This is a genomic window from Geodermatophilus sp. SYSU D00697 (genome assembly GCF_054050175.1).
Map to the genome: position 1 here is coordinate 45,691 of NZ_JBJGYV010000026.1, position 23,195 is coordinate 68,885.

The following is a 23,195-nucleotide window of genomic DNA, read 5'->3' on the forward strand; positions in this document are numbered from 1 at the left end:
CCTCCCTCCTGGTGCGAGAACCCGTCCCCGCGGGCCCGGCGCTCAGAGCAGCCCCGCCTCGCCCTCGTCGGCGCTGGCCCAGAAGACCAGCCAGCGCTCGAGCGCCTCGGTGACGAAGTAGAGGGCCGCCCCGATGGCGGCGACGGCGACGGTCGCGGCGAGGACGTAGTCGACCTGGAGGGCACTGCGGAACGAGGTGACGAGGTGACCGAGCCCCTCGTTCCGGATCATGAACTCGGAGATGACCGCGGCGATGAAGGCCACGGTGATGCTGATCTTCACGCCGGCGAAGACCTGCGGGGCGGCCGCCGGGAGGGCGTACATCCGGAACACCTGCCACCGGCCGGCCCCCATCGACCGCAGGAGCCGGACGCCGTTGCGGTCGACGCCGACCAGGCCGCTGAGCGTGGACAGGAAGACGGGGAAGAAGGTGGTCGCCGCGACGATGACCAGCTTCGACGTCGTCCCGAAGCCGAACGCGATGATGAACAGCGGGATCAGGGTGACCTTGGGGATGACGTCCAGCGCGACGACCAGCGGGTACACCGCACGCCGGGCGAACTCGGACAGGGCGAGCGGGAGAGCCGTGAGGAAACCGATCGCCGTGGCCAGCAGGAAGCCCACGGCGATCACCCGCAGCGTGCTGAGGACGTTCTCGTAGAAGAACCGCTGGGTCAGCAGGTCGGCCAGGGCGACGGCGACCTCCGACGGGGGCGGCAGCGTGCGGGCGCTGATCCACCCGAGCCGGCAGACCGCCTCCCACGTGGCCAGGACGGCGACCAGCAGGACGACGGAGGCGGCAGCCGAGCTCCGCGTCGCCCCGATCCGGCCGGCCGGAGGCCGACCGTCCTCCCCCGTGGTCGCCGTCGTCGCGGGCACGTCCGCGACGCGGAGCGCGTCAGCCACAGTCCGCCGCCCGCGCGGCCTCGGCCTCGGCCTGCTGGTCGAAGTCGTTCACCTCGTCGATCAGCTCGTTGGACACGAAGGACTCCACGTCCAGGGGCTCGGTGATGACGACGCCGTCCTCACCTTCGATGGCCCCCTCGATGAGGAACGACTGGTACTCCTCCCACCCGGCGGTGTCCTGGGCGCCGAAGCGCTGGTGGTCAGGGGAGGCCGGGTCGAAGTGGGTCTCGTTGTTCCCCACCCAGAAGTTCTGCACGAAGGAGGCCACCCCCTCGGCGTCGAGGTCACCGACCGTCTCCGGCGCCCGCTCCATGGCGACCTCGGCGACGCACGCCGGGTTCTCCTTGAGCCAGATCAGCCCTCGGGCGTGGGCACGCAGGAACCCGACGACGGCCTCCCGGTCGTTCTCGAGCATGTCGGGCGTGACGGCGTAGACGTGCCCCGGGAACCGCTCGGTCAGGTCGGGGGTGATGAAGCGGATCTCCACTCCCCGGCTGCGCAACGCCTCGAGGTCGTGCGCGCCGCCGGCCATCACCGCCACGTCGCCGGACTCGATGGCCTCGGCGGTCTCCGCCCCGCCCTCGCCGACGGGTACGAGCTCGAAGTCCTCGCCCTCCGTGGTCAGCCCGATGGCGGCGAGCGCACCGCGTAGCAGCGGGACCTCGCCGCCGTCGAACGCGGTGATGCCGATGCGTGCGCCGCGGAGGGACCCTGCGTCCCACCCGGTGATGTCGCTGTCCTCGGGGACGGCGAAGTCGAAGCCGCTGCCCCGGTACGTGCTGTAGACCGAGATCAGGTCGAAGCCCTGGGACTGGGCGGTGAGGACGCCGAACGCGTCGGTCCAGGCGATCCCGATCTGCCCGCCGACGACCGACTGGATGGCCCTGACCGTGGACCCGGGGTATTCGAGCCCGAAGTCCAGGCCCTCCTCCTCGAAGAACCCCCGCTCCTGGGCGAGGTAGATGGGTCCCTGGAGGATGTGGTCACCGGGGAAGGCCGACAGCTCGACCACCTCCGTCCCGCCTCCGCCGCCGGACCCACCGCTGCCCTCCGCCCCGCCGCCGCACGCGGCGAGCAGCAGGCAGCCGACGAGCGCCGCGGGCACGCGGACGCCGGGAGCCCCGGTCGCCTGCCGGGTCGGGACTGCACGCCATCTGGCCATCTCGTTGCCCCACTCCCTCGAGTCGGTGCTGCCGATCCGGGCGCGTTGCGCGGGTCACCGCAGCCGGCCCGCAGGACCGTCGTCCTGCACCACTCGGCGCGCCTTGTGTGATCCGTGTCACGTTGTTCTTTAGGCGCGATTAAGTTCCTCGTAGCCGCCGGGGATGTCAAGGGGGAGGCTGACGCATGGGAGTCCCCGACAAGGCCCGACCGGTGGGCTTGGTGGCGTCGACAGGCGGACGAGGCCTTAGTGGTGACTAACCGGATGGGGTGGAGCCGCGGTCGCGGGGACGACCGCGCTCAGATCGCCGGGCGCCGGGTCTCCGCGCGGGTGAAGTTGCGGAACGACCGCGACGGCGTCGGGCCGCGCTGGTCCTGGTAGCGCGAGCCGTAGACCGCCGACCCGTAGGGGTGCTCGGCGGGGCTGGTCAGCCGGAACAGGCAGAGCTGGCCGATCTTCATGCCCGGCCACAGCGTGATCGGCAGGTTGGCGACGTTGGACAGCTCCAGCGTGATGTGCCCGGAGAAGCCGGGGTCCACGAAGCCGGCCGTGGAGTGGGTGAGCAGGCCCAGCCGGCCCAGGGAACTCTTCCCCTCGAGCCGCGCGGCGAGGTCGTCGGGGATGGTGACGACCTCGAGCGTGGAGCCGAGCACGAACTCCCCCGGGTGCAGGACGAACGGCTCGTCGCCGTCCGGCTCCACCAGGGTGGTCAGGTCGTCCTGCTGCTGCGCCGGGTCGATGTGGGTGTACCGGGCGTTGTTGAACACCCGGAAGAAACGGTCCAGCCGGACGTCGATGCTCGAGGGCTGCACCAGGCCCTTGTCGTAGGGCTCGATGCCGAGCCGCCCCTCGGCGATGGCAGCCGTGATGTCGCGGTCGGACAGCAGCATGCGGCGGAGTCTAGGGACCGCCCGCCGCGCGCCCGCCCGCCCGCGTCCACGAGGGAGCCCTCCGCCGGTCGAGGACCTCCGTCCCCGTGTCCGCCACCACCCGCAACCCCGGCTTCACTCGGGGGCGGCCCTGCCGATGGAACAGGGACGTCATCGTCCGGAATCCGGGAGGACCGTTGCTCGACACCCTGGCGGGGCCCCGCACCCGCGGCGCCGGCCGCGGCATCCGGCCCACCGGGGAGGAGCGCACCTTCCGCCCCGACGAGCTGATCGTCTCCAAGACCGACCCGCGCGGGGTCATCACCTACGCCAACGACGTCTTCCTGCGGATCAGCGGCTACCAGCTCGACGAGGTGATCGGGCAGCCGCACAACCTGATCCGGCACCCCGAGATGCCGCGGGCGGTGTTCGCCCTGCTGTGGTCGACCCTCGCCGAGGGCCGCGAGCTGTTCGCCTACATCAACAACCTCGCCTCCGACGGCGCGCACTACTGGGTGCTGGCGCACGTGACGCCGTCCTACGGCCCCGACGGCCGGGTGGTCGGGTACCACTCCAACCGCCGGCGCCCGTCGCCGGGAGCGATCCGCCAGCTGACCCCGCTCTACGCGCAGCTGCTCGCCGAGGAGCGGCGCCACCCGACCGCGAAGGCCGCCGCCGCGGCGTCGTCCCGGCTGCTGGGCGAGCTCGTCGCCGCGCGGGCGGGCTCCTACGAGGAGTTCATCTGGTCGGTCATCAGCCGGGAGGAGAGCTGACCATGGGGTTCCGCGCACGCGGTGGGGACCGGCGCAGCGACGCCGAGGAGCTCGCCGTCTACCGGGAGTTCGTCCGCGAGCTCACCGCGACCTGCCAGGCGGCCGCCCGCGGCGACCTGGAGGCCCGCAGCCGGCCGACGGCGGGCTCGGAGGACGTCCCGGAACTGCGGGCGCTGCAGCACAGCGTCAACTCCATGCTCGACGTGTCCGACGCCTTCGTCCGGGAGTCCTCGGCCGCCCTGACCGCCGCCGCGCAGGGGCGCTTCCACCGCTCGGTGCTGCTCGGCGGCCTGGCCGGCGCCTACCGGAAGGGCGCGACGGACATCAACACCGCGCGGGACGCCATGCGGGAGACCGCCGGGCGGGTCACCGAGGCACAGACCGCACGGCTGCGGCTCGCCGACGAGTTCGAGGCCGTCGTCCTGGCGATGTCCGAGCAGGTGGCCACCGCCTCGACCGAGATGAGCGCCTCGGCCGCCGGCCTGACCGCGGCCGCCTCGGCGGCCAGCGCCGAGACCGGCACCGCGCGGGGGACGATGAGCTCGCTGACCCGCTCCTCGGCCGAGATCAAGGACGTCGTCGCGCTCATCGACGCGATCGCGGCACAGACCCGGCTGCTGGCGCTGAACGCCACCATCGAGGCCGCCCGCGCCGGCGAGGCGGGCAAGGGCTTCGCCGTCGTCGCCTCCGAGGTCAAGGACCTCGCCGACCAGACCGCCCGCGCCACCGAGCAGGTCACGGCCCACGTCGAGCAGATCCAGCAGGCCTGCGAGCAGGTCGCCACGGTCATGCACGAGGTGGGGACGACGGTCACCGAGATGAACGGTCTGGTCGACGGGATCGCCGCGGCCGTCGACGGCTCGGCGTCGCTGGGCTCGGCCGACGGCGACACCACCGGCCTGTCGCAGATGGCCGAGCGCCTGCGCTCGGACGCGATCGGCTTCCTCGCCGAGATGCGGCGCTGACCACGGGGGTACCGTTCCCTCCCGGTCGGCCGGACTCGGGCCGGGCGACCGGTCCGCGGCCTGGCCGCGGGAACCCGACCGTCCAGGACGAACGGAGGTGTGCCGGCGCGTGAGCGTGGCCGACCACCTCCCCGGCCCCGGGGACGCCGAACTCTTCCGGGACGGCGGCCGCAACGGCCGGCTGATGGCCGCCTTCGACTGGTCCACCACGCCGGTGGGGCCGGTCGCGGGATGGCCGGCCAGCCTGCGGCACGCCGTCCGGACCGTGCTGGCCTCGCGGTTCCCGATGATCCTGGCCTGGGGCCCCGGGTACACGCAGTTCTACAACGACGCCTACGCCACGCTGATCGGCGCCAAGCACCCCGGGGCGATCGGCGACGACCTGCGGGTCACCCTCGCAGAGGGCTGGGCGGCGCTGCAGGAGCCGGTCGAGCACGCCATGGCCGCCCGCGAGCCGTCCTGGATCCCGCAGCTGCTCCTGCTCCTGGAGCGCGCCGGCTACCGCGAGGAGACCTACTTCACCGTCTCCCACGCCCCCGCCTACGGCGACGAGGGCGAGGTCGCCGGCATGCACGCGGTGTGCACGGAGGTCACCCGCCAGGTGCTCGCCGAGCGCCGGCAGCGGTTGCTGCACGACGTCGCGACGGCGGCCGGCCGGCTCGGGGACGAGCTGGCCACGGTGGCCGGGATGACCGCCGCGCTGGCCGGCGCCCCGCTGGACGTCCCCTTCGCCGCCGTCTACCTGCAGGACCCCGGCCGGGACCGGCTGCGGCGCGCGGCCACCGTCGGGTGCGCCGCGGACCTGCTGCCCGCCGAGGCCGGGAGCGCCGACGCGCTGCTGCCGGACGGCGCCGCGCCGCTGGGTGTGACCGGCGGCCCGTGGGGCGACCCGGTCCGCGACGCCGTCGTCCTGCCGCTGGTCACCGGGGCCGGCGCCGAGCCGGTCGGCGCGCTCCTCGTCGGCGTGAACCCCAACCGGGCGCTGGACGAGGAGTACCGGAGCTTCCACGAGCTCCTGGCCGGGCAGTTCGCCGGCGCGGTGGTCAACGCCCGCGCCTACACCGAGCAGCGGGCGCGCGCGGAGGCGCTCGCGGAGCTCGACCGCGCCAAGACGGCGTTCTTCGCCAACATCAGCCACGAGCTGCGCACCCCGCTGTCCCTGCTGCTGGGCCCCCTCGCGGACGCGCTGGAACAGCCCGGCGCGGCGCTGCCCGCCGCCGTCCGGGAGCAGCTGACGCTGGCGCAGCGCAACGGGGAACGGCTCCAGCGGCTGGTCAACGACCTGCTGGAGTTCGTCAGCATCGAGGCCGGCCGGGCATCGGCGGTCCGGGTCGAGACCGACGTCGCCGCCTACACCGCGGAGCTGGCCGGGGTGCTGCGGGCGGCCGCGGAGCGGGCCGGGCTCCGGCTCACCGTCGACTGCCCGCCGCTGGGCCGGCCCGCCCACGTCGACCCGCGGATGTGGGAGAAGGTCGTCCTCAACCTGGTCGCCAACGCCGTGAAGTACACCTTCGTCGGCGGCATCGACGTCACCCTGCGGCCGGACGGCGACCGGTTCGTGCTGCAGGTGGCCGACACCGGTGTCGGCGTCCCCGCCGGGGAGCTGCCGCACCTGTTCGAGCGCTTCCACCGGGTCACCGGCTCCGCCGCCCGCAGCCGGGAGGGGACCGGGCTCGGGCTCGCGCTGGTCCGCGAGCTGGTCGGCCTGCACGGCGGCGAGGTCTCGGTCACCAGCGAGCCCGGCGTCGGCAGCACCTTCACCGTCACCGTGCCCTTCGGTGAGCCCGACGCCGCGCCCGACGCCCCCGCCGTCCCCTCGCCGGCCGCGAGCGGGGCGGTGGTGGCCCCGTGGGACGACGACCTGCAGTGGAGCGGCCCGGAGGCGCCGGCTGCCTCCGCCGGGAGCGTGCTGGTCGTCGACGACAACGCCGACATGCGGGCCTACCTCACCCGGCTGCTCGCCCCGCACTGGACGGTGCGGACGGCCACCGACGGTCTCGTGGCCCTCGAGAGCGTGCGGGCCGCACGGCCGGACGTCGTGGTGACCGACGTGATGATGCCCGGGCTGGACGGGTTCGGCCTGCTCCGCGCGCTGCGGGCCGACCCGGCGACCCGCGCCGTCCCGGTGGTCATGCTCACCGCCCGGGCGGGCCAGGAGGCCGCCGTCGAGGGCTTCGACGCCGGCGTCGACGACTACCTGGCCAAGCCGTTCCGGTCCGCGGAGCTGGTGGGCCGGATCCGGGCCGTGGTGGCCCGAGCCGGCCGGACCGTCGACGGCGCGGCCGGGGTCGCGGCACCGCCTGCGGCCGACCCGGCGCTGCCCCCCTCGCCGCGGCCGCCGCTCGGTGCGGTCCCGCCGGTCGCCGCCCCCCGGGCGGGACGGGGACCCGGGCGCAGCGTCCGCGACCACTGGCGTCTCCCGGCGCGGACCTCCTCCATCCCGGCACTGCGCCGCCGCCTGGCGGCGCTGTTCGCCGAAGCGGGCCTCGACGAGGACCTCGCCTACGACCTGGTGCTGGCCACCTGCGAGGCGGCCACCAACGCCCTCGAGCACGCCCAGGAGCCCACCGAGCCGTTCATCGACGTCGCGGCGGAGGTGGTCGACGGGCGGGTGGAGGTCGCCGTGCGGGACTACGGCCGGTGGCGGGAACGGGTGCCGAGCATGGACCGCGGCCGCGGCTCGATGCTCATGAGCGCGGTCGGCGAGGTCACCGCCACCCCGAGCGCCGCCGGGACGACGGTGGTCATCCGCACCGCCTGACCCCTGCGGGGGACCCTGCTCCCCTCGCTCGCCCGCCTCGGTTAGACTCGGGACCGCACCTCGCGGGTGTAGTTCAATGGCAGAACATCAGCTTCCCAAGCTGACAGTGCGAGTTCGATTCTCGTCACCCGCTCTCCCGACCGGCCCGGCCGGTCCCGCCTCGGGCGCCGGTGACCGGCGCCGTTCCCTCCCCGGTTAGCCTCCCGGCATCGTGCCGCAGGAGATCGTCGACGCCCTCGTCGCCCGGCTGCGCGCCGCCGGGTGCGTCTTCGCCGAGGAGGAGGCCGGCCTGCTGCTCGCCGCGGCGACCGGCCCGGCCGAGCTGGAGTCGCTGGTCGCCCGCCGGGTGGCCGGGGAGCCGCTCGAGCTGGTCCTCGGCGTGGCCGAGTTCTGCGGGCACCGCATCGCCGTGGAACCCGGCGTCTTCGTCCCCCGCCGCCGCACCGGCCTGCTCGTCGACCTCGCGGTGGCGCGGGTGCGCGACGTCCCGGACCCGGTCGTGGTGGACCTGTGCTGCGGCACGGGCGCGGTGGGTGTCGCGATCGCCGCGGCCCTCGGCCGGCCAGAGGTGCACGCCGCCGACGTCGACCCGGCGGCGGTCCGCTGCGCGCGCCGCAACCTGGCTCCCTCCGGCGGCCGCGTGCACCAGGGGGACCTCTACGACGCCCTGCCCGGGGACCTGCGCGGCCGGGTGGAAGTCCTCGCCGTCAACGCGCCCTACGTCCCGACTGCGGCGATCCCGCTGATGCCCCCGGAGGCGCGCGACCACGAGCCCCGGACCGCCCTGGACGGCGGACCGGACGGCGTCGACCTCCACCGCAGGGTGGCGGCCGGCGCGCGCCGGTGGCTGGCGGCCGGAGGCGTGCTCCTCGTGGAGACCAGCCGGGACCAGGCGCCGCTCACCGCGGCCGCCGTCACGGCCGCCGGCCTACGTGCCGAGGTGCACCGGGACGACGACCGGGACGCCACCGTGGTCTCCGGCGCGGCGCCGGACCGTCGGGCGCCGGAGGACGAGTGTCCGCCACGTCACCGTCTGCGATGACACGCTCGTCAGCGATACGGAACGGCTCGGTGGCGTCACGACCTGCGAACTTCCTGGGTCCTTGGTCCCTGCCGCCCGCTGCGGAGCCGGTCCACGATCGGTGCATGAGCGAAGGACACCGCTCCAGCGGCGGGCCGGAGGAGGACCGTCCCGCCGAGCGGCGGGGTCCGGACGCCCCCCTCGCCGCGGTGCCCGACGACCCCCGGGAGGGCCGGGGCGTCGAGCCGGTCCGCCTCTCCCCCCTGCTGCCTCGGCGCCAGCACCCCTGGCTGGTCGTCGACGTCGACGGCACCCCCTCGGGGTACGGCGCCCTCATGTGGGCGCTGCGCGAGGCCGCTCGCCGCGAGGCGACCGTGGTCGCGGTGTGCGTGCTCGACGACGCCGGTCCCGACCCGTTCACCCGGTCGACCCGGCGGGAGTGGACGGCGGCCGAGGAGCGACTGGAGGCCCAGGTGCTGCGCGCCATCGCCGAGACCGGCGTGGTCGGCCGCGCCCGGACGGCCGTGCTGGAGCGCCCCGTCTTCGAGGCCCTGACCGGCGCCGCGCGCGGCGCGGACCTCGTCGTCGTCGGCGCCCACGGCAAGACCCTGCTGCGCCCCGCGGTCCCCCGGCCCCACGTCCGTCGCGTCGCCCGCGGCGCCTGACAGGAGGCCGGCATCCCAGCGCACGCACCGATCCGCCCGACGGCCGGGCCGTGACCCCGCCCGCCGCCGAGGCCTCCGAGACCCCCTCGATCGCGGTCCCGGGCCTGTCCGCCGGCGTCCGCGCCGCAGCCCGCAGCGACCGTCTCGAGTCGACCCTGCTCGGCATCGTCCGCGCGGCGGTCGAGCGCACCGGCGCGACGTACGGCCTGTTCGGCGTGCTCGGCCCCGACGGCGCGGAGATCGAGAGCTTCGTCGCCGTCGGCATGGACGACAGCGACCGCGAGCGCATCGGGCAGCTCCCCAGTGGCCAGGGCGTGCTGGGGCTGGTTTCCGGCCGCAGCGGACCGGTGCGGCTCGACGACCTCACCGCCCACCCGCAGGCCGTCGGCTTCCCGCCCGGCCATCCGCCGATGCAGGCCTTCCTCGGCGTGCCGGTGCGGGTGGGCGAGGCCGTCTTCGGCCACCTGTACCTGACCCTCGCGCGGGGCGCCGGGACGTTCACCGCCGTCCACGAGGAGGCCGTGCACGCGCTCGCCGCGGCCGCCGGCCTGGCGATCGAGAACGCCCGCCGGGTGGAGTGGGCCGAGCGCCGGCGGGGGTGGGCCCAGGCCGGCAGCGAGATCGCCACGGCGCTGCTCTCCGGCGCCGATCCCGGCAGCGTGCTGCGCTCGATCGCCCAGCGGGTCGCCGACCTGGGCGCGGCCGACGTCGCGGGCGTCCTGGTGCCGAGCCAGGAGGACGACGACGTGCTCACCGTGGTGGTCGCCGTGGGGCTGGACGGCGACGACGTGGAGGGGGTGCGGGTCCCGCTGGCCGGCAGCCAGCTGGGCGCGGCACACCACTCCGGGATCCCCCGGCTGCTGGTCGACGCGAGCACACCGGCACCCGGCGACCAGCGGGCGCCGGTGCTCGGTGAGCTCACCGTCCACTACGGCCCGACGCTGATCGTCCCGCTGGGCGGTCGTCCGGCGCTGGGCACGGTGGTCGCGATGCGGCTGCGCGGCCGGGAGCCCTTCGACCCCTCCACCCTGGACCTCGCCTCGGCCTTCGCCGCGCAGGCCACCGTCGCCCTCGAGCTGGCCCGCAGCCAGCAACGCGAGCGCCGCCTGCAGGTCGAGGCCGACCGCGACCGGATCGCCCGGGACCTGCACGACCACGTCGTCCAGCGGATCTTCGCCACCGGGCTGGCCCTGGACCGGATCAGCCGGCAGCTGGAGGGCACCCACCCGGAGGCGGCGGCCCGCATCGCCGAGCGGGTCGACGAGCTCGACGGCACGATCGCCCGCATCCGCTCGGCGATCTTCGAGCTGCACGAGGCCGACGACACCTCCCCCGACGCGACCCGCACCCGCATCGTCGACGTCGTCCGGTCGATCACGGGGGGACAGGGCGTGCGACCGGACGTGCGGGTGCGCGGGGACGTCGAGGACCTGCCGCGGGCGCTGGTCCCGGACGTGGTGGCGGTCATCCGGGAGCTGGTGACCAACGTGGTCAAGCACGCCCGCGCCACTCGCGTGACCGTGACGGTCACCGTCGACGGCGAGATCCGGGTCGTGGTCACCGACGACGGGATCGGGCTGCCCTCGGTGACCGTGCGCAGCGGGCTGACCAACCTCGCCGACCGCGCCGAGCGGCACGGCGGCCGGATGACCAGCTCGTCGGGGCCGCGCGGCACCGAGATCCGGTGGGTGGTCCCGCTGCGCCCGGAGGGCTGACCGGGGTCAGGAGCCGGGGCCGGAGCGGTCGCGCAGCTCGGTGGCGAGGATGGCGGCCTGCGTGCGCCGTTCCAGGCCCAGCTTGGCCAGCAGGTGGCTGGTGTAGTTCTTCACCGTCTTCTCGGCCAGCCCCATCCGGGCCCCGATCTGCCGGTTGGTCAGGCCCTCGCCGATCAGCCGCAGCACGGTGCGCTCCTGCTCGGTGAGGACGGCGAGCCGGCGGTCGCGCTCGGCCGGCCGGCCGCGGGTCACCGCCGCGGCGATCGCCGCGTCCTGACCGAACAGCGTCCCTCCGCCGGCCACCGTCCGGACCGCCGAGACCAGCGCGGAGCCGCGCACCTGCTTGAGCAGGTACCCGGCGGCACCGGCGGCCATCGCGGCCGCCACCGCCTCCTCGTCGGAGTAGCTGGTGAGCACCAGGCTGCGGGTGGCCGGCGCCCGCTCGCGGAGCCGGCGGCAGACCTCGGCGCCGTCCCCGTCGGGCAGCCGCATGTCGACGACGGCGACGTCGGGCCGGACCGCGGGGACCCGGGCCAGCGCCTCGGCGACCGACCCGGCCTCCCCGACGACGCTGATCCCGGGGTCCTCCTCGAGGAGCTCGGCCACTCCCCGGCGGACGACCTCGTGGTCGTCGACCAGGAAGACCCGGATGCCGGGCTGCTCCACCTCCACCTGGCCGCCTCCCGCCCAAGGGTGACCTGAGTCACACAGCGTAGGAGGTCACGGGTTCGGCGTCACGCCGTATCGGGGGTCACGCCGGGAGGAGCAGCGCCGCGTACAGGGTCAGGCCCGGCCCGAAGGCCATCGCGACCACGGGGCCGTCGACGTCGGCGAGCTCCTCGAGCACGAGGAGGACCGTCGCCGAGGAGCAGTTGCCGTGCTCGGCCAGGACGGAGCGGGAGGCGGCCAGCTGCGACTCGGCCAGGCCCAGCTCGTCGCGGACGACGTCGAGGATGCGGGGGCCGCCCGGGTGCACCGCCCAGCCCGCGACGTCCTCGGGAGCCAGGCCGGCGCCGGCCAGCAGCTCGTCGACGACGTCCCCCACGTGGCGGGAGAGCACGTCGGGCACCCGCGGTGAGAGCCCCATGCGGAAGCCGAGGTCGGTGACGTCCCAGGTCATGTGGTCCGCCGTCGACGGGTCGGTGCGGGCCACCACCCCCGCCAGCCGGCGCCCGCGGGCGGCACCCGGCTCCAGGACCACGGCGGCGGCGGCGTCGGAGAACAGCGCGTGCGCGACGACCTGCTCGAGGTCGGCCTGCGCCGGCTGCACGTGCAGGCTGGTCAGCTCGCAGCAGAGCAGGACGGCCGGGCGGGACCGGGCGGTCACGAAGTCGCCGACGGCGGCGAGGGCCGGGATGGCCGCGTAGCAGCCCATGTGCCCGACCAGCAGCCGCTGGAGCCCCGGAGGCATGCCGAGGTCGCTGGCCAGCCGGATGTCCAGGCCGGGGGTGGCGTAGCCGGTGCAGGTGGCGACGGCGAACAGGCCGACGTCGCCCGGCGAGAGCCCGGCGGCGTCCAGCGCTCCGGCGACCGCCTGCTTGCCGAGCGGCAGGGCCTCCTGCACGTAGCGCTGCATGCGCGCGCCGGTGCCCCAGGAGCTGAGGTCCTCGTCCACCGGGTTGGCCACCGCGTGCCGGCGGCGCACGCCCGAGGCGGCGAAGACCCGCCGGGCGGCGCGCACACCCGCGTAGTGGCCGGCGAAGAAGCCCTCCCAGACGGCCTCCTGCTCGATCGTCGTCGGCAGGGCCGCCCCCGCGCCGGTCACGACGGCGCTGCTCACGACGACCCCTCAGCGGCGCGCGGGCTCGGCGTCATGGCCCGAACGGTACGTGCGACCTGCGCACTCCGCCGCCTCACCGCCTGCGCCCGTAGCCGGCGAACAGGACGGCGGTGGTCGGCAGCGGCTTCATCCGGACGCCCGCGCGCCGGCCCAGCCGCCAGGCGACGGTGTCCCGCAGCGAGGGCCGCAGCCCGACCAGGCGCAGCTCCAGACCCAGCCGGTCGGCGGCGGCCAGCAGCCGGCGGCGGTCGATGAACAGGCGGGGGTCGTGGATGCCCGGCGGTGGCCCTCCCGGCACCCGCTCGCCGATCCGGACGGCGATCAGCTCGGCCAGGCGGGTGTCGGCGAGGGCGTCGATGACCAGCCGCCCACCGGGGCGCAGCAGCCGGGCGCACTCGGCCAGCACGGCGACGTCGTCCTCGACGTGCTCGAGGATCTCCCCCGCCACGACGACGTCGGCACAGCCGTCGGCCAGGGGGACCGCCGTGACCGACCCCTGCACCGCGACGACGCCGTGCTCCCGCGCCACCTCCACGCAGCTGCGTCCCAGGTCGACGCCGACGTGGACGTAACCCAGCCGGGCCGCGTGGGGGGCCATCAGCCCTCCGCCGCAGGCGAGGTCCACGAGGACGGCGCCGGGGCTCGCGGCCGGCGGGATGTGCTCGGCCCGCGAGGCGGCCAGCCAGTGCAGCATCGCGAAGCCGCCGGCGGCCTCCCACCACTGGTCGGCGAGCTCGTCGTACTGGGCGGGGTCGTTCCGGCGCAGGGCGGGCATGCACTACCCCTTCTCCAGCGGGTCGTGCCCCCAGTTCATCAGCGAGTAGCGCCACCTCGACGTCTCGAGGTCCTCCTTCTCCGGCTCCTGGGCGAGGTGTCGCTGGACGTACCCGTGCACCTTGCGCATGTGCGCGAGGTCGTCGTCGGTCAGGTCGTCCGCCTTCGTCCGCAGCAGCTCGACGATCCGGCGGCCGGAGGCGTGGCCGGTGGACTCCGACCCGCCGTCCTTCTGCCCGACCGACTGCGACTCCTCGGTCTCCAGCCACCGCGCGAGCTCGGCGGCGGTCATGTTCACCGCCTCGCCGAACTCGCGGCGGATCGTGTCGCGGTCCTCGCTGCCCATGCGTCGCCTCCGCGTGTCGGGTCCTGCTCGGCGCGGTACCGCAGCGGCGTGGTGGGGAAACGGACGGACGTGGCCAGGACCGCCCTGCTGCGCGGCCAGACTCCGGAGGAGGTGCTCGACCGCAACCTCGCCGAGCTGCTGCAGGAGATGCGGGTGGCGATCACCGGCGTGCAGATCCTCTTCGCCTTCCTGCTGACCCTGGCCTTCACCAGCCGGTTCGCGGAGCAGGGCGCGTTCGCGCAGACCGTGTACACCATCACGCTGCTCAGCACGGCGACCGCGACGCTGGTGCTGATCGCCCCGGTGTCCTTCCACCGCACGCTGTTCCGTCAGCAGCGAAAGGCCGAGCTGGTCGCCTTCGCCGACCGCGCCCTGCTGATCGGGCTCGGTCTGCTCTTCCTGGGCATCGCCAGCGCGGTCCTGCTCGTGCTCGACGTCGTGCTCGGTCGGTGGCCGGCGGTCGTCGGGTGCGCCTTCGTCGTGCTGGTCGGCGCGGTGACCTGGTACGCGCTCCCCCTGCGCCACCGCCGGTCGGCCGAGCGCTGACCGCGCGGTCTGGTAGAGGTGACCGCGTGTCCGTGACCGTCGTCGGCAGCCTCAACGAGGACGTGCTGGTGCGGGTCGACCGGCTGCCCGGCCGCGGCGAGACCGTCGTCGGGCGGGGCACCGTGCTCGCGCCGGGCGGCAAGGGCGCCAACCAGGCCGCGGCCGCCGGGCGACTGGCCGGCGCGGGCCGCGCGGCGATGGTGGGCCGGGTGGGCGAGGACCCCGCCGGGGACCGGCAGCTGGCCGCGCTGACCGGCGCCGGCGTGGACGTCGGGCACGTGCGGCGCACCCCGGGCGCCCCGACCGGGACCGCCACCATCCCGGTCGAGGAGGGCAGCGGGGAGAACCTGATCGTCGTCGTCCCCGGCGCCAACGCCGAGCTGCGGCCGGGCGACGTCGACGTGCCGCCGGTGCGCCGGGCGGCGGTCGTGCTGCTCCAGCTGGAGGTCCCGGTGGCCGCGGTGACGGCCGCAGCGGCGGCCGCGACGGGCACCGTCGTCCTCACCCCGGCGCCACCGCGGCCGCTGCCGGCCGACCTCCTGAGCCGGGTCGACGTGCTCGTCCCCAACGAGCACGAACTGCTCCAGCTGACCGGCGCCGGCCCGGGCGACCGGACCCCCGCCGACCTGGCCGCGCTGGCCCGCGGCCTGGGGACGGCGACCGTCGTGGTGACCCTCGGCGCGCGGGGTGCCCTGCTCGTGACCGGTGCCGGCCCCGCCCTGCTGCAGCCGCCCCCTCCGGTCCGCGCGGTCGACACCACCGGGGCCGGCGACTGCTTCTGCGGCGCCCTGGCCGTCGCGCTCGCCGCGGGCGCCACGCCGGCCGACGCGGTCGCCGACGCGGTGACCGCGGCCGCGCTCTCGACCACCGCCCGGGGCGCCCGGGGCGCCCTGCCCGGCCCCGCCGAGGTGGCGGCCCTGCGCGCGCAGCTGCCGGTGGCCGCCCAGGTGGGGAACGGTTTCCGCCCCCGCTCCCCGGGCACAGGCGGGAGCGAACCGACCGAGGAGGACCCACCATGACCGACGCCGCACAGCCCGATCCCGCTCAGACCGACCCGGCCCGGCCGCCGCGCAGCGCCGAGCGCGCCGAGGGGGACCCGGCCGGCGAGGAGGGCACCAGCGGGCGCACGCCGCGACCGGACCAGCCCGCCGAGGGCGAGGACGTCCCGGGCGGGGGCGCCGACACCCCCTGACCTCGCTGGCGGCGGGGGCGGCGGTGCGGGAGGCTCCGGTGCCGTGCTGCTCGACGCCACGCTGACCGCCGACCTCGACGACGTCCCCGAGCTCGCCCGGGAGCTGGAGCGGCGGGGCTACGGCGGCGTCTGGACCTCCGAGACCGACCACGACCCGTTCCTGCCGCTGCTCCTCGCCGGCCGGGCCACCACCGCGCTGCAGGTCGGGACGGCCATCGCGGTCGCCTTCGCGCGCTCGCCGATGACGGTGGCCGGGACGGCCCACGACCTGCAGCGCGCCACCCGCGGGCGGTTCGTGCTGGGGCTGGGCACCCAGGTGCGCGCCCACGTGGAACGGCGGTTCTCCATGCCGTGGAGCGCGCCGGTGCCCCGCATGCGCGAGTACGTCGCCGCGCTGCGGGCCATCTGGTCGGCCTGGCAGGAGGGGACCCGGCTGCACTTCCGCGGCGAGCACTACCGGCACACCCTGATGACGCCGGTGTTCAGCCCCGAACCGCACGAGTGGGGCGGGCCACCGGTGTACCTGGCAGCGGTCGGGCCCGCGATGACCCGGCTGGCCGGGGAGGTGGCCGACGGCCTGCTCGCCCACGCCTTCACCACCGCGCGGTACCTGCGCGAGCGGACCCTGCCCGCCCTCGAGGAGGGCCTGGCCGCGGCCGGCCGGTCCCGGGAGCAGCTCACCGTCTGCCTCCCCGGCTTCGTCGTCACGGGCGCCACCGAGGCGGAGCAGGCCGCCGCGGCCGACGCCGTCCGTGCCCGGATCGCCTTCTACGGCAGCACGCCCGCCTACCGTCCGGTGCTGGAGCTGCACGGCTGGGGTGCGCTCGCCGACGAGCTGCACGCCCTGTCGGTCGGGCGCCGCGAGGACCGGTGGACGGCCATGCGCGACCTGGTGGACGACGAGGTGCTGGGCACCTTCGCCGTCGTCGCCGTCCCCGCCGACGTCGGGCGGGAGGTGAGGGCACGGTTCGCGGGACTGGTGGACCGGTTCAGCGTGCCCGCGGAACCCTCCCGGCTGGACCCGTGGGACCCCCTGGTCGCGGCGCTCCGCTGAGCCGCGGCGGACACGGGGAGTGACCGATCTCTCAGCGTTTCGGCTTCAACTCACCGCCTCGGGTCTGTTTCCGGGCCCGGCGCGCGGGGGACGCTGGGTGGCATGGAGGACACGCAGCGCGATATGCGAGTAGCCGACGAGACCCCGACCGAGCGTCAGGCCGACGAGTCGCAGGCCCAGCAGGCCTCGGCCGTCCCCGTGGCGCGGCTGCTGGCCAACCCCCGCCGGGTGCGCCGGGCCTGACCCGTACGGGGGATCGGTGGTCGCTCGACGGTCACGCATCGTCACACGAGTCCCACCGATCCCCGGGGTCCCGGCCTACACGGGCGCCTCTCGTCACTCACTGCAACCAACCATGCACGCAAACCGGCGTGCCGCGAACTGATCCGTCACGGGCTGGGGCAGCATCCCGAGCGTGACCGCAGCCGCCCTCCCCCTCGCCGCCGACGACGCCCTCGCCACGGATGACAGGGCTCCCGTGCGCCGGAGCCGGGCCGAGCGGCAGGCCATCGTCCTGGACACCGCCGAGCGGTTGTTCGCCACCCGCAGCTCCCGCAGTGTCGGGATGGACGAGCTGGTCCGCGAGACCGGCCTGGGCAAGATGACGGTCTACCGCCTCTTCAAGAGCAAGGACGACCTCGTCGGCGCCTACCTGGCCCGCAAGGCGGCCACCGTGCTGGCCTACATCGACGCCGAGCTGGTGCGGCTGGAGGGCGACCCGAAGGCCGCACTGCTGTCGGTCGTGGACGCCGTCGAGCGGGACGTGACCCGCACCGGCTTCCGCGGGTGCCCCTTCACGAACGTCAGCAGCGAGTACGACGACCCTCAGCACCCGGCCCGGAGCGCGGCGGCGGACTACAAGTTCGAGCTGCACGCGCGCCTGGAGCGCCTGGCCGACCAGGTCGTGCCCGGCGCGGGTGAGGACCTCGCGGCCCAGGTGCACCTGATCATCGACGGCATGTACCTCTCCGGCGGCCTGCTGGGCCCCGACGGCCCGGCCGCCCACGGCCGCACCCTCGCCGAGCGGCTCATCGAGGCGGCGACCGCCGGGCGCTGAGCACCGGGCGGCCCTCCGGAGCGCACCGCGGCTCGTCCGGCGGGGCCGCCCGCCGCCCCGCAGGATGAGGCGGTGAGCAGCGACCGCAGCCGGCCCGAGCTGGACGACACCACCGTGGAGGGCCTCGGCAAGCTCTCCGAGGCCCTGGAGACCATCGAGCAGGCCCGCGGCCAGCTCTACGGCTTCCACCAGCACTCGGGGAAGGCCGACCTGCTCCTGCAGGACGCCGTCGAGCTGTTCCGGCAGGCCGGGCACACCGAGCTGGCCGACGACCTCGACCGCGACCTCGTCGGCCGCAACGTCATCGCCGACCGGTGGACCTTCCAGATCGTCGAGGACTACGACGCGAACTACTGGTCGGTCTTCCGCGCCTTCGACGAGCGGGCGCGCCAGGAGCTCGCCGACGGCGACCGGCACGTCTTCGAGGCCCGGATGAAGCAGCGGGAGCGGACCGAGGGCCACCCCCACCACGAGGCCGGCCCGGTCCTCGACGAGTAGGGGCGATCACGTCATCGCGATGCGGCCGACGACGTCGGTGGCGGCCTCGTAGGCGGCGCCGGCGTCGAGCAGCGTGGCCTCGTCGAACGGCCGGCCGATCAGCTGCATGCCCATCGGCAGCCCGGCCGGGTCGAACCCGGTGGGCACCGCGAGGGCCGGCAGGCCGGTCAGGTTCGCCGGCGCGGTGAGCCGCACCATCGCCAGGTCCACCGCTTCGGTCGTGCCGTCGGGCCAGGTCACGTCCATCTGGTCGACCACGGGCGCGGGGAACGGCTGCACCGGGGCGACGACGACGTCGACGTCGGCGAACAGCTGCGCCCAGGCGCGCTTCATCAGCGTGCGCACCCGCAGGGCCCTGATGTAGTCGGTCGCGAGGATGAGCTCGCCGGCCTCCAGCTGCAGGCGCGTCTCGGGGCGGTACAGGTCGGCGCCGGCCCGCAGGGACTCCTGGTGGTAGGCCGCTGCCTCGGGCATGACGATCGCCCACTCCGCGCCGAGGACCTGGTCGGCATGGGGGATGGTCACCTCGCGGAGCTCCGCGCCCAGGTCCTCGAGCACGCCCACCGCCGTCCGCACCGACGCCTCGACGTCCTCGGTGACGTGCTCGAAGAAGTAGTTCGTGGGGACGCCGACCCGCAGCCCCCGCACGTCGCCGGTGATGCCGGCCGCGTAGCCCGGGACCGGCACGTCGACCGAGGCCGGGTCCAGCGGGTCGTGCCCCGCGATGGCGTCGAGTACGTGGGCGCAGTCGCGCACGCTGCGGGCCAGCGGACCGACGTGGTCGAGGGACCACGACAGCGAGGCCACCCCGCGCCGCGACGTCCGCCCGTAGGTGGGCTTGAGCCCCACGGTGCCGCAGAGGTTGGCCGGGATGCGGATGGACCCGGCGGTGTCGGTGCCCAGGCCGACCACGCAGGAGCCCGCGGCGACGGCAGCGCCCGAGCCGCCGCTGGAGCCGCCGGGGATGCGGGTGGGGTCCCACGGGTTCCGCGTCGTGTGCGTGCGTCCCCCGTAGGCGAACTCGTGGGTGTGGGTCTTGCCCACCATCACCATCCCGGCGGCGAGCAGCCGCTCGACGGCGACCGCGTCGGTGTCGGGGACGTGCTCCGCGCGCACCCGGGAGCTCGACGTCGTCGGCACGCCGGCGGTGTCGTACAGGTCCTTCACGCCCAGGGGGATGCCGTGCAGCGGCCCGCGGTGGTGCCCCCCGGCGATCTCCTCCTCGGCCGCGCGTGCCTGCTCGCGGGCGAGGTCGGCGCAGACGTGGGCGAACGCGGTGATCGCCGGCTCGGTGGCCTCGATGCGGGCCAGCACGGAGTCGGTGAGCTCGACCGGGGAGAGCCGGCCGGCCGCGATCTCCCCGGCCGCGGTGGTCAGGTCCAGCTCGAAGGGCTCCACGGGTCAGGCCTCCCAGCGGGCGTCGAAGGCGGTCGCCGGCGGGGTGTCCCCGAGCGGGACGTCGTCGAGCCGGTCGATGAGGGCGTACATCTGCGCGAGGAAGACGCCGACCTCCTCGTGCCGGTCGGCGGCGAGCTCCAGTCGGGCGGCGCGGGCCGCGTGCGCGGTCGCCTCGGCGGAGAACGAGCGAGGGGTGGGCGTCACGGGCAGCTCCTGAGGTCGGGAGGGGTGCGGTGCGCCGCAGTCTGGGCACGCCATCCCCCGGGAGGCAACCAGGACCCCGGCACGCGGGAGCCCGGTCGCGGCCGGCGCACCGCCGTCGCAGACTCGGGGGCGTGACCATGCCGACGCCCGACGACGAGCGCGACGTCCAGCCCGTGGGCGGCGAGGTGGCCCCGCCGGCCGACCCGGAGTCGCAGGGCGGCCGCGACGAGGGCCCGGCCAGCGGCATCGCCGGCCCGAGCTACCCGTCCGCCGAGAGCGAGCCCGACGCGCACCGCTGACCGTGCGCGGACCGGCCGTGAGCAGGACACTCGACCCGTGACCGCTCCCGGCTCCGACCCCAGCCACCCGTCCCCGGGGAGCACCGGCCCGACGACCCCCGGCGGCTCCCTGGGCGGCTCCCCCGGCCCGGCGGCCGGGCCCGCTCCGACGTCCGGCCAGGCGCCCGCTGCGACCGGCCGGACGACGTCGGCGGCACGCACCGCGGGCCGGACGATCAGCCGCACCCTCGCGCTCGCGCTGCTGGTCTTCGTGACCGTGATCCTCGTGCTGTTCATCGTCTTCAACACCCAGACCGTCGAGATCAGCCTGGTGTTCGGCAACGTCGTGGCCCCGCTCGTGGTGGCCCTGCTCATCGCCGCCGCGCTCGGCGGACTGCTGGTCTGGCTGGCCGGCCTGGTGACGCGCGCCCGCCGCCGCAACCGCTGAGCCCTCCGCACCGCCGACGGGCCCGGGACCGCGCTGGTCCCGGGCCCGTCGGCGTTCCGGACCCTCCCCGGAGGGATGGCCCGGCGCGGGATCTTGCTCGGGTTACCCGCCGGTAATACCGTTTGTTACCCGCGAGTACACACACTCCGGCACGGGAGCACGGGAGCCATCCGCCATGAGCCACTACACCGCTGACCTGCGGGACCTCGAGTTCAACCTCTTCGAGTTCCTGGACACCCGGGACCGCTTCGGCACCGGCCCGTTCGAGCAGATGGACGCCGAGACCGCGCGCGGGGTGCTCGCCGAGATCCGCCGGCTGGCCGAGGGCCCGCTGGCCGCCTCCTTCGAGGACGCCGACCGCAACCCGCCGGTGTTCGACCCCGCCACGCACTCGGTGACGCTGCCGGAGAGCTTCCGGCGGTCCTTCCGGGCCCTGCAGGACGGCGAGTGGTTCCGCCTGGACCTCCCCGACGAGCTCGGCGGCTTCGGCGCTCCCGTGGCGCTGCGGTGGGCGGCCTACGAGATGGTCCTGGGCGCCAACCCCGCCGTCTTCATGTACGGCTCGGGCCCGACGTTCGGCGCGACGCTGTACGAGCTCGGCACCCCCGACCAGAAGCGCCTGGCCGAGCTGATGGTCGAGAAGCGCTGGGGCGCCACCATGGTGCTCACCGAGCCCGACGCCGGCTCCGACGTGGGCGCCGGCCGGACCAGGGCCGTCGCGCAGCCCGACGGCTCCTGGCACATCAGTGGCGTGAAGCGGTTCATCACCTCGGCCGAGCACGACCTGTCCGACAACATCGTCCACCTGGTGCTGGCCCGGCCCGAGGGAGCGGGGCCGGGCACCAAGGGGCTGTCGCTGTTCGTCGTCCCCAAGTTCCACGTCGACCTCGCGACCGGCGAGCTCGGCGAGCGCAACGGCGTGTACGTCACCAACGTCGAGAAGAAGATGGGCCTGAAGGTCTCCACGACCTGCGAGGTGACCTTCGGCGACGGCCCGGTGCCGGCGCAGGGCTGGCTGGTCGGCGACGTGCACGACGGCATCGCGCAGATGTTCCGGATCATCGAGTACGCGCGGATGTTCGTCGGCACCAAGGCGATCGCCACCCTGTCGGCGGGCTACCAGGTCGCGCTGGACTACGCGAAGACCCGCGTGCAGGGCGCCGACCTGACCGCCACCAGCAAGGACGCGCCCCGGGTGACCATCACCCACCACCCGGACGTGCGCCGCTCGCTGATGCTGCAGAAGGCCTACGTCGAGGGCATGCGCGCGCTGTACCTGTACACCGCGAGCTGCCGCGACCGGGCCCTGCAGGCCGAGGCCGACGGCGACGCCGACGCCGCCCGGCTGGCCGCCCGCGTCAACGACCTGCTGCTGCCGATCGTCAAGGGCTTCGGCTCCGAGCGCGCCACCCACCTGCTCACCAGCGAGTCCCTGCAGACCCTCGGCGGCTCGGGCTACCTGCAGGACCACCCGATCGAGCAGTACATCCGGGACTCCAAGATCGACACGCTCTACGAGGGCACCACGGCGATCCAGGGCCAGGACTTCTTCTTCCGCAAGGTCGTGAAGGACGGCGGCGTCGCGCTGACCTGGCTGGCCACGCAGATCCAGGCCACGGTCGAGGCCGAGGCCGGCAACGGCCGGCTCAAGGAGGAGCGGGCGCTGCTGGGCACCGCCCTGGGCGAGGTCCAGGCCATGCTGACGGCGGTGTTCGGGCACCTCACCGCCGCCCAGCACGACCCGGCGAGCCTGTACAAGGTCGGCCAGAACACCTCTCGGCTGCTCCTGGCAGTCGGCGACCTGGTCACCGGGTGGCTGCTGGTGCGCCAGTCCGAGGTCGCGCTCGCCGCGCTGGCCGGCGAGGTCGGTGAGCGGGACCGGCACTTCTACGAGGGCAAGCTCGCCGCCACCCGCTTCTTCTGCACCCAGGTGCTGCCGCGGCTGGCCGCGGAGCGGGTCGTCGTCGAGCACACCGACAACGCGCTGATGGAGGTCGACGAGGCGGCCTTCTGAGAGGACCCCCTGCCCCCCACTCGCGGGCTCGCGGCGGGACCCTGCAGGGGGCCGCCCTCCTCCCCACGCCTCGCAGGCTCGCCGCGGGCCCCGGGAGGGTGGCCGTTCCGGTCCCTCAGCACCGGCGGCCGTCGGCCGTTTCAGGGTCGGGTCACCGGGCATGGGCCGGGGGACGACGAGGTCCCCAGGAGGCTCCCGTGACCGATCCGCAGGGCAGTGACCGGATCCAGCAGGACATCCCCACCGCGTCGGGCACCGGCGACAACAGCGACACCGGGTCCTCGTTCGAGGACGTGCCGCTGACCCGCGACGACGCGCTCGAGCGGGACGCCGCGGCGGGCGACGACCTGCCGGCCCGCGCGGACAGCGACGTCGCCCGCGCCCGGACGGACGGGCCGTCCGGCGAGGTCCCGAACCCGACCCAGCGAGCAGGAGGCAGGGACATCTGATGAGCGAGTCCGACCACACCGGCTACCGCGAGTCCCCCGACACCACGAACGGTCCCACGAACTCGAACATGGTCGACGGCGTCCCCGGCGAGGACCGCGCGGACGGCGGCGAGCAGGACACCACCCTCACCACCGACGACGACGCCCAGCGCGACGACGGCATCGTGCGCCCGGGCAACGTCCCCGACTGAGCAGCCCTGTGTCAAGCCGCCGCCGCGGTTCCCTGACCGAGGTATCGGGTGAGGGCGCCGTGGCGGTCCGGGTCGTAGGGAACGCGGTCGTGCCAGCAGCGCCAGATGATCGCGGTCCAGGCGCGGGCG

General features: G+C 75.2%; 27 protein-coding genes and 1 tRNA gene. 19 read left to right on the top strand and 9 right to left on the bottom strand.

Features of this window, described 5'->3' with window-relative positions:
- Positions 1-42: 42 nt before the first annotated feature.
- From ACI79C_RS19405 to dcd, 3 genes are all read right to left on the bottom strand, one after another.
- Complete coding sequence (locus tag ACI79C_RS19405) at positions 43-879, bottom strand: ABC transporter permease (RefSeq protein ID WP_456947324.1); 837 nt, start codon at positions 877-879, stop codon at positions 43-45.
- A 19-nt stretch (positions 880-898) separates the two neighbouring features.
- Complete coding sequence (locus tag ACI79C_RS19410; RefSeq protein ID WP_456947325.1) at positions 899-2,068, bottom strand: ABC transporter substrate-binding protein; 1,170 nt, start codon at positions 2,066-2,068, stop codon at positions 899-901.
- 299 nt (positions 2,069-2,367) lie between these two features.
- Positions 2,368-2,958 (bottom strand): dCTP deaminase, encoded by a 591-nt coding sequence (gene dcd, locus ACI79C_RS19415; RefSeq protein ID WP_456947326.1) that lies wholly within the window; start codon positions 2,956-2,958, stop codon positions 2,368-2,370.
- Positions 2,959-3,134: 176 nt separating this feature from the next.
- Here dcd and ACI79C_RS19420 point away from each other — a divergent pair, with 176 nt between their 5' ends.
- The 7 genes from ACI79C_RS19420 to ACI79C_RS19450 all read left to right on the top strand — a co-directional run bounded on the left by ACI79C_RS19420 (position 3,135) and on the right by ACI79C_RS19450 (position 10,837).
- The gene (locus ACI79C_RS19420) at positions 3,135-3,710 is read left to right on the top strand and encodes a PAS domain-containing protein (protein WP_456947327.1); all 576 of its coding nucleotides are present in this window, start codon (positions 3,135-3,137) and stop codon (positions 3,708-3,710) included.
- A 2-nt stretch (positions 3,711-3,712) separates the two neighbouring features.
- Entirely contained in the window at positions 3,713-4,675 is a 963-nt protein-coding gene (locus ACI79C_RS19425) for a methyl-accepting chemotaxis protein (RefSeq protein ID WP_456947328.1), read from the top strand.
- 109 nt (positions 4,676-4,784) lie between these two features.
- Positions 4,785-7,436 carry an ATP-binding protein gene (locus ACI79C_RS19430; RefSeq protein WP_456947329.1) on the top strand — a complete coding sequence of 884 codons (2,652 nt, stop codon included), beginning with the start codon at positions 4,785-4,787 and terminating at the stop codon, positions 7,434-7,436.
- Between the two features lie 62 nt (positions 7,437-7,498).
- A tRNA-Gly gene (locus tag ACI79C_RS19435) sits at positions 7,499-7,569 on the top strand.
- Positions 7,570-7,647: 78 nt separating this feature from the next.
- Entirely contained in the window at positions 7,648-8,478 is an 831-nt protein-coding gene (locus tag ACI79C_RS19440; protein WP_456947330.1) for a putative protein N(5)-glutamine methyltransferase, read from the top strand.
- Positions 8,479-8,582: 104 nt separating this feature from the next.
- Positions 8,583-9,122 (top strand): universal stress protein, encoded by a 540-nt coding sequence (locus ACI79C_RS19445; RefSeq protein ID WP_456947331.1) that lies wholly within the window; start codon positions 8,583-8,585, stop codon positions 9,120-9,122.
- 50 nt (positions 9,123-9,172) lie between these two features.
- On the top strand, positions 9,173-10,837 hold the full coding sequence (locus tag ACI79C_RS19450; protein WP_456947332.1) for a GAF domain-containing protein: 1,665 nt from the start codon (positions 9,173-9,175) through the stop codon (positions 10,835-10,837).
- Between the two features lie 6 nt (positions 10,838-10,843).
- Here ACI79C_RS19450 and ACI79C_RS19455 read toward each other — a convergent pair whose 3' ends face one another.
- The 4 genes from ACI79C_RS19455 to ACI79C_RS19470 form a co-directional block, all read right to left on the bottom strand.
- Positions 10,844-11,509: a response regulator gene (locus ACI79C_RS19455; RefSeq protein ID WP_456947333.1), complete on the bottom strand. Its 666-nt coding sequence runs from the start codon at positions 11,507-11,509 to the stop codon at positions 10,844-10,846.
- A gap of 79 nt (positions 11,510-11,588) precedes the next feature.
- Positions 11,589-12,617, bottom strand: a complete 1,029-nt coding sequence (locus tag ACI79C_RS19460; RefSeq protein ID WP_456947334.1) for a type III polyketide synthase — start codon at positions 12,615-12,617, stop codon at positions 11,589-11,591.
- 73 nt (positions 12,618-12,690) lie between these two features.
- Positions 12,691-13,392: a methyltransferase domain-containing protein gene (locus ACI79C_RS19465; protein ID WP_456947335.1), complete on the bottom strand. Its 702-nt coding sequence runs from the start codon at positions 13,390-13,392 to the stop codon at positions 12,691-12,693.
- Between the two features lie 3 nt (positions 13,393-13,395).
- Positions 13,396-13,737 carry a DUF3140 domain-containing protein gene (locus ACI79C_RS19470; RefSeq protein WP_456947336.1) on the bottom strand — a complete coding sequence of 114 codons (342 nt, stop codon included), beginning with the start codon at positions 13,735-13,737 and terminating at the stop codon, positions 13,396-13,398.
- Between the two features lie 69 nt (positions 13,738-13,806).
- Here ACI79C_RS19470 and ACI79C_RS19475 point away from each other — a divergent pair, with 69 nt between their 5' ends.
- From ACI79C_RS19475 to ACI79C_RS19505, 7 genes are all read left to right on the top strand, one after another.
- A complete protein-coding gene (locus ACI79C_RS19475; RefSeq protein WP_456947337.1) occupies positions 13,807-14,283 on the top strand; it encodes a DUF6328 family protein in 477 nt (158 codons plus the stop codon).
- Positions 14,284-14,309: 26 nt separating this feature from the next.
- Positions 14,310-15,302, top strand: coding sequence for a ribokinase (locus tag ACI79C_RS19480; RefSeq protein WP_456947338.1), 993 nt, complete (start codon positions 14,310-14,312; stop codon positions 15,300-15,302).
- Positions 15,299-15,475 (top strand): hypothetical protein, encoded by a 177-nt coding sequence (locus ACI79C_RS19485; RefSeq protein WP_456947339.1) that lies wholly within the window; start codon positions 15,299-15,301, stop codon positions 15,473-15,475. The genes ACI79C_RS19480 and ACI79C_RS19485 overlap by 4 nt, the downstream gene beginning before the upstream one ends.
- Positions 15,476-15,518: 43 nt before the next feature.
- Complete coding sequence (locus ACI79C_RS19490) at positions 15,519-16,529, top strand: TIGR03617 family F420-dependent LLM class oxidoreductase (RefSeq protein WP_456947340.1); 1,011 nt, start codon at positions 15,519-15,521, stop codon at positions 16,527-16,529.
- 102 nt (positions 16,530-16,631) lie between these two features.
- Positions 16,632-16,772: a hypothetical protein gene (locus ACI79C_RS19495; protein ID WP_456947341.1), complete on the top strand. Its 141-nt coding sequence runs from the start codon at positions 16,632-16,634 to the stop codon at positions 16,770-16,772.
- A gap of 172 nt (positions 16,773-16,944) precedes the next feature.
- On the top strand, positions 16,945-17,586 hold the full coding sequence (locus ACI79C_RS19500) for a TetR/AcrR family transcriptional regulator (RefSeq protein ID WP_456947342.1): 642 nt from the start codon (positions 16,945-16,947) through the stop codon (positions 17,584-17,586).
- Positions 17,587-17,658: 72 nt separating this feature from the next.
- Entirely contained in the window at positions 17,659-18,084 is a 426-nt protein-coding gene (locus tag ACI79C_RS19505) for a hypothetical protein (RefSeq protein WP_456947343.1), read from the top strand.
- Between the two features lie 6 nt (positions 18,085-18,090).
- Here the strand turns inward: ACI79C_RS19505 and ACI79C_RS19510 are convergent, their stop codons facing one another.
- On the bottom strand, positions 18,091-19,482 hold the full coding sequence (locus ACI79C_RS19510; RefSeq protein ID WP_456947344.1) for an amidase: 1,392 nt from the start codon (positions 19,480-19,482) through the stop codon (positions 18,091-18,093).
- Between the two features lie 3 nt (positions 19,483-19,485).
- Positions 19,486-19,686 (bottom strand): hypothetical protein, encoded by a 201-nt coding sequence (locus ACI79C_RS19515; protein WP_456947345.1) that lies wholly within the window; start codon positions 19,684-19,686, stop codon positions 19,486-19,488.
- 131 nt (positions 19,687-19,817) lie between these two features.
- Between ACI79C_RS19515 and ACI79C_RS19520 the strand changes: the two genes are divergently transcribed.
- The 5 genes from ACI79C_RS19520 (at position 19,818) to ACI79C_RS19540 (ending at position 23,066) form a co-directional block, all read left to right on the top strand.
- Positions 19,818-19,985, top strand: coding sequence for a hypothetical protein (locus ACI79C_RS19520; RefSeq protein ID WP_456947351.1), 168 nt, complete (start codon positions 19,818-19,820; stop codon positions 19,983-19,985).
- Positions 19,986-20,022: 37 nt separating this feature from the next.
- Positions 20,023-20,412, top strand: coding sequence for a LapA family protein (locus ACI79C_RS19525; RefSeq protein WP_456947346.1), 390 nt, complete (start codon positions 20,023-20,025; stop codon positions 20,410-20,412).
- Positions 20,413-20,587: 175 nt separating this feature from the next.
- On the top strand, positions 20,588-22,426 hold the full coding sequence (locus tag ACI79C_RS19530; RefSeq protein WP_456947347.1) for an acyl-CoA dehydrogenase: 1,839 nt from the start codon (positions 20,588-20,590) through the stop codon (positions 22,424-22,426).
- Between the two features lie 197 nt (positions 22,427-22,623).
- Positions 22,624-22,875 (top strand): hypothetical protein, encoded by a 252-nt coding sequence (locus ACI79C_RS19535; protein WP_456947348.1) that lies wholly within the window; start codon positions 22,624-22,626, stop codon positions 22,873-22,875.
- Complete coding sequence (locus ACI79C_RS19540; protein ID WP_456947349.1) at positions 22,875-23,066, top strand: hypothetical protein; 192 nt, start codon at positions 22,875-22,877, stop codon at positions 23,064-23,066. The genes ACI79C_RS19535 and ACI79C_RS19540 overlap by 1 nt, the downstream gene beginning before the upstream one ends.
- Positions 23,067-23,195: the final 129 nt, after the last annotated feature.